At 44.5% G+C, this 6,467-nt stretch carries 3 protein-coding genes; all 3 read left to right on the top strand.

The genetic code is table 11. The features are described from left to right. Positions 1-29: 29 nt before the first annotated feature. On the top strand, positions 30-1,886 hold the full coding sequence (gene asnB, locus PV783_RS22545) for an asparagine synthase (glutamine-hydrolyzing) (protein ID WP_420989663.1): 1,857 nt from the start codon (positions 30-32) through the stop codon (positions 1,884-1,886). Positions 1,887-1,950: 64 nt separating this feature from the next. Next, positions 1,951-2,994 (top strand): cupin-like domain-containing protein, encoded by a 1,044-nt coding sequence (locus PV783_RS22540; protein WP_420989662.1) that lies wholly within the window; start codon positions 1,951-1,953, stop codon positions 2,992-2,994. Between the two features lie 279 nt (positions 2,995-3,273). Then, positions 3,274-6,411 (top strand): amino acid adenylation domain-containing protein, encoded by a 3,138-nt coding sequence (locus tag PV783_RS22535; protein ID WP_420989661.1) that lies wholly within the window; start codon positions 3,274-3,276, stop codon positions 6,409-6,411. The last annotated feature ends 56 nt before the right edge of the window (positions 6,412-6,467 follow it).

The following is a 6,467-nucleotide window of genomic DNA, read 5'->3' as shown; positions in this document are numbered from 1 at the left end:
AACTCACAAAAAATTAAATTCTTCAGCAAATGTGTGGTATCTGCGGATTTATAAATTTTAAACGCCCGGCATCCGGAAATGATCAGGCTATTGTTCAGCACATGAATGCGCAGTTGATCCATAGGGGGCCGGATGCGCAGGACACGCTGGTGTCCGGAAACCTTGCCTTCGGATTTAGCCGGTTAAGTATTATTGGATTGGAAAACGGGATGCAGCCCATTCACAATGAGGACAACTCTGTTGTACTTATATGCAATGGGGAGATATTCAATTACATTGAAATCAGGAAGGAATTGATGGAGAAAGGGCATCGTTTTGCCACCGGTTCCGATGTGGAGGTGATCGTTCATTTGTATGAGGAATACGGCATGGAGTTTCTGAATATGCTCAATGGACAGTTTGCTTTTGCACTTTATGACAAGAAGTCCGGCTCGCTGTTCTGTGCCAGGGATCATATGGGTATTATTCCTTTCTTCTATACAAAAACGGGTAACAGTTTCATTTTCGGATCGGAGATAAAAGCCATTTTAAAACATCCGGATGCTCCACGCCAGGTGGATTTTGTAGGGCTTGACCAGGTATTGACGTTTGCGGGATTAATTAGCCCCAGAACCATGTTCCGGGATATTTACAGCCTGGAGAACGGACACTACCTGGAAATTGGTGCCAGCGGAAGTTTGACAAAACACGAATACTGGGACCTTGTTTATCCTGAACAGCATGCAGACATCCCGGTTCAGCATGAAGCATGGTATATTGACCAGCTGGAGTCGCTGTTCGAGGCTTCCTTAAAATTGCGCTTGCGCTCCGATGTTCCTGTTGGACTCTATCTCAGCGGGGGACTGGATTCTTCCATGATCCTGATGAAGATGCGACACCTGCAGCCTTCGATGCACATAGATGCGTTTTCAATAGATTTCGTGGAATCCGGTTTGTCAGAGTCAATGTACCAGCGGTTGGTGGCGGATCGTGCCAATGCCCGGCTGAGCCAGAAGACTTTTTTTTATGATGATATAAGCCAGCGCCTGAAACATGCGGTGTATCATTGTGAATGTCCTGTAAAGGAAACCTATAATACAGCTTCGCTTTCCTTATCTGAGGCTGCGGGTGGGGCAGGGGTAAAGGTCATATTATCCGGTGAAGGTTCGGATGAATTGTTTGCCGGCTATGTGGGTTACCGTTTTGATAAAATGAGGCAGGAGAACGGAGGTGGAAGCCCTGCTACGATGGCTGAAGAGCGCTTGAGGCATCATGTCTGGAGTGACAGCAATTTTTTTTACGAGCGTGATTTTCTCCAGTTTAACAAAGTGAAGAAGCAATTATATTCCGAAGAACTCAGGGCCATTTTTGACGACATTGACTGTCTTCAGCACCCTGTTGTGAATACAGACCGGATCAGGAACAGGGATGTGCTGCATAAAAGGGCCTACATAGATTATAAGCTGCGGCTGGTGGATCATCTGATCTCAGATCACGGAGACAGGATGGCGCTGGCGAATTCAGTGGAAGTAAGATATCCGTTCCTGGACAAAGACCTGGTGGAGTTTTCTACCAGGATACCCGCTCAATTGAAATTAAAGGATTATACGGAGAAATATATACTGAAGAAGATGGCGGAACGGTTTGTTCCGCAAAAGGTGGTGGACCGGGAGAAATTTGGTTTTGTGGCGCCCGGAAGTCCCTACCTGATACAACGGAATATCGCGTATATCAATGAACTGTTGTCTTTTGAAACAATTAAGAGACAAGGTGTTTTTGATCCGGCAGAAGTGCAGCGTCTTGTCAATATTTACAAACAACCAGGTTTTTATGTCAATGCGCCATTTGAAGATGATTTGTTAATGACCGTTATCTCATTTGGCATTTTGCATGATTTATATTTTTAGTGTCAGTCCAACTTTAAGCGGACTATGAAATCGCCTGTTCATCACCATCAAAATATATAATGCTATGAAAATCGCAGGAAACATCGACACCGTCAGCGTTTTATCTGACGCAGATTTTAATACATTCTACTATAACAGGAAGCCGGTAGTAATCAAAGGTGGCCTGGAAGGCACCACCTGCTTCAGTAAATGGTCAGTTAATTATCTGAAGGAAAAGATCGGATCAGCCACGGTGCGGGTGGCCTATACGGAGAAGGGCAGTTATAACTATGCTATCCGGGAAGTTAAGTGGATCGGTGGCCCTTTCGATGAAGTATCCGATTTATTTACTTTGCCGGCCAGCAAGGGAACCTCTTATTACCTGGCGCAGTTATCAATACCGGGATTTTTTCCAATGCTGATGGATGATCTTGAAATACCTGCATTCATCCGGGATGGAGACATCCTGGATAAGGTAAATTTATGGATGGGAGGAGCCGGTTGCGATTCAGGACTGCACTATGATAACAGTCATAATTTCTTTTACCAGGTTTGCGGTAGAAAAGATATGGTGTTATTTTCTCCGGAAGATACACCGTTATTGTATCCAAGTCAGCTGCCGGGTAAGTGGCATATGAGTGAAGTGGAGCTGCATGATGCAGATGTAGAACAATTTCCGCTCTTTTTACAGGCGCAGCCTTATCATTGCATTGTTGAACCGGGTGATATTATTTATATACCCACAGGCTGGTGGCACAATGTGTTATCACTTGATATGTCCGTCAGCGTTAATTTCTGGTGGCACCGGTTTGACATTCCTATTGGAAAGGGCATTGATATGTTTAGTGTTCCGGAGTTGTCATCTTTTCTGCAACGCTTCCTGCAGAAAGGGGTGGATATAGATCAGCCTGATGCTGAGGGCGAATCATTGTTGATGCGCGCAGTAGATAAAGGGCATGTGAATTTCGTTGATGCCCTGCTTCGTAACGGCGCCAGCCTGGCGTCTGTTAACCGCAAAGGGGAGTCTCCTGTTGAATGTGCGCAGAAGAATGGGCGCAGGGATATCGCAGTACTATTATTGAAACATGCTGAGCAGGAAGCGAATATAAAAAAATTAGAAAAGCATTAAAATATTTTCGAAAACCTGAAGTAAATAATTATATTGTGAAAAGATAGGCAAATACTTTTCATTGAGTCCTTATTTTTGTTTTGTTGTTAACTGTAACTTGTGACAACCTTTAGCGAAGCTATATTTGCCTGAATATTCAACTGAAACCTTATTACTTTATTAACCCGGGACTATGCCAGGCCAAACCTGCCTGAAGCTGTCGCACACGCTTCTCTTTACAGACGCAACATACCATGTTGCTGAAAGTTTGTAAATCTGTTTTCCCATAATAATTTTATCATGATTCTACAAGCGGAATTAAACAAAAGTCTGCGTGCCCATGCAGGCAAAATTGCGATTGAAGTAGACGGGGAGAAAATATCATACTCCAGGTTGTTATCCATCTCTGATAAAATCTCCAGCTTTTTTATACAGCAGGCATGCCCGGCTGACACCATCGTTGCGGTGGTAACCGATAACAGGCTGCTGAATATTTATGCCATGATTGGCATATTCAATGCCAGATGCGTGTATGTTCCTATCGACGCATCGCTTCCCCGGAAAAGAATGCAGGCCGTCCTGGATGAGCTGCAACCTGCTTTTCTGATCACTTCCACCACAGATAACATCGCCGCCACGTTTGGCAGTTATTGTTCCGCCCGGGTTATCCTTGCGGAAGAACTGCTGGCATCCACCACGGACAACATTGGGCAGCCATTGCACTACCCGGATTTTCAGGAAAATGACAGCATATATGTATACTTTACGTCTGGCTCTTCCGGGATACCTAAAGGTATTGTTGGCAGGAACGGCAGCCTGATACAATTTTTGCAGTGGGAAACAGGCACGTTCCAGGTTACTGCAGGCAGCAGGTTCAGTCAGTTCATCAGTCCCTACTTCGATGCATATCTCCGGGATATTCTTGCACCGCTGCTGACAGGTGGTACGATCTGCATTCCGCCTCCTAAACAGGACATTTCATTGCCGGAACAAATGGTTGCCTGGATAAATGATGCCGGTATACAGTATATTCATTGTGTACCCAGTTTGTTCAGGATAATAAGTTCAGCGGCATTATCACCGGATCTTTTCCGGCACCTGAAATATTGTTTGCTGTCGGGAGAAAGAATTAACCCATTGGAATTGCGGGGATGGTATGAGGTGTTTGGCGTCCGCATCCAACTCGTGAATTTGTATGGTCCAACAGAAGCCACCATGATAAAATCCTGCTACCGGATTACGCCAGAAGATGTAAACGCTGCAAGGATTTCAGTGGGTACTGCTATGGACGGTGCAGCACTGTTGATCCTGGATGAGAACCTGGAATCTTGTGATCCGCTTATAGTGGGCGATCTGTACATTGCTTCTGCTTATCTCACAAAAGGATACCTGAATAATCCGGAGTTGACTGCGCAGAAATTCCTGACTTTCAGGTCTGCCGCCGGAGACGAAACTGCCATCTATAAAACAGGAGACAGGGCACGGTTGATGCCCGATGGAAATATAGACCTGATTGGGCGGGAAGACCGCCAGGTGAAAATAAGAGGAATCAGGATTGAACTGGATGAAATTGAGTATATGCTTCTGACAAGCCCCTTTATAAAGGAGGCAGTAGTGACAAAGCATGCAGGAGAAAATATTGATGATACACTGGTTGCCTATATCACCAGGAAAAATTTTCAGGAAGATGCACAACAGCTCTCTGACGCTGCCATGAAACATTTGCAGGAACTGATGCCTGCATCCATGCTGCCCGCGTCTATTGTAGAAATAAGTGAGCTTACGTTGCTACGCAACGGAAAGGTAGACTACCAGGCGCTGCAAAGTAAAATAGTAACCCGGGAAATTTCCGTCCCGGAGAATGAACTGGAAGAAAAAATACTGGAAATATGGAAAGATATTTTAGCAGATAAATCGATATCTGTTAATGAAAATTTTTACCGCATTGGGGGAAATTCATTAAGTATAATGAGATTGTCATCCAGGCTCTTCAAAGAATTTGGTGTCAGGGTTTCTTTAAGTGAGCTGTTTGAAAATCTTACGATAAAGAAACAGGCAACCCTTGTCGGATCACTGATGAAGGATGATGTATTAATTATACCCAAAGCAGATGTAAAGCCGGCCTATCATGCCTCTGCCGCCCAGCGCCGTGTTTATGCCAGTTATCAGCTGGATAGAAAAGTGACGTCCTATAATCTTCCTATGGCCTGGGATGTTTCCCAATCATTCGACCAGGACAGAATTGAACAGGCGCTGCACGCACTTGTGAAAAGACATGATGGCCTGAGAACCGAATTCCATATCAGGGATGGGGAGCTCTATCAGCATCTCCATGATAAAGTAAATTTCTCCCTGGAGCATATTACCACATCTGCTCCCGACCTTCATAATATTATTTTAAAACTTATACTTCCGTTTGAACTGGATAAAGCCCCCCTTTTCCGCTGCACACTTATTCACCAGGAAGGCGGCCGGAAAATACTGGTAATAGATTGTCATCACATCATCTGTGACGGCATCTCAAAGAAAATTCTTCATCACGACTTTTTGAACAGCTATTACGGTAAGCACCTGCCCGAACTGGAAATACAGTATAAGGACTATTCCGAATGGGAGCATAAATTCCGGCTTACGGAAGAATACCTCTCGCACAGGGAGTTTTGGCTGAAGACATTTGAAGACGGTGTACCGAGACTTACGCTTCCTGTAACAAAAGAGATCATCGATGGAGTATCTCATTATGGAGGAAATGTTACGCTCAAAATTGACAATGATCTTTTAAAGCCGTTTACTGATTTTCTGAAAGAACAACATGTAACCGCATTTTCAGGATTTTTTACTGTATATTTTTTGTTCCTCTCCCAGCTCTCCGGCCAGGAAGACATCGTTGTGGGAACCGCTGCTTCCGGCAGAATGCAGGAGGAAACAGAAAATGTGGTAGGCATGTTCGTGAAGATGCTGCCGGTCCGCTACCAGATAAATCCGTATACCCCGTTTAAAGATGCAGTCGCTGAATTACATAATTATATGCTGCAAGCCAACAGCAGGCAGATATATGATCTGGGAGATATTGTAAGAGAGCTGAATAATAACAGGACCAATCCGGTTAAGAGCCTTTTTGATGTGGCTTTCGTTTTCCAGAACTTTGAGGACAGGAAGGACCGGCAGCAAGACGGGTTTGTTATATACCCGTTTGAAAACAACAGCTCCAAATATCCACTGACACTGTATGTATATGACAGCGATCAGTCATTTACTTTCCGTTTCGAATATTCTTCTGACTATTTTACAAGACCCGATATAATATTGCTGGCCCAACAGTTCAAAGCATTGCTGGAGAACGTGGTGGGCAGGCTGGATGAAGATCTTGCCAGTATCATTCAAAGCTCGGATCAGGCAATAGATCTGATGGAGGATGATATATCTTTCAATTTTTAACCCGGTACCCCTCTCTCTTTGCCGCAGTTTATCCTGGCTGCAATGTGCTTTACCCT

Source organism: Chitinophaga sp. CC14, assembly GCF_048957795.1.
Taxonomy (GTDB): domain Bacteria; phylum Bacteroidota; class Bacteroidia; order Chitinophagales; family Chitinophagaceae; genus Chitinophaga; species Chitinophaga ginsengisegetis.
Note: the sequence above shows the minus strand (reverse complement) of the source record. Positions and strands in the feature narration are given on the sequence as shown.

Coding starts and splice junctions, on each gene's coding strand:
- asnB (WP_420989663.1), top strand. CDS start 30: ATGTGTGGTATCTGCGGATTTATAAATTTTAAACGCCCGGCATCCGGA.
- PV783_RS22540 (WP_420989662.1), top strand. CDS start 1,951: ATGAAAATCGCAGGAAACATCGACACCGTCAGCGTTTTATCTGACGCA.
- PV783_RS22535 (WP_420989661.1), top strand. CDS start 3,274: ATGATTCTACAAGCGGAATTAAACAAAAGTCTGCGTGCCCATGCAGGC.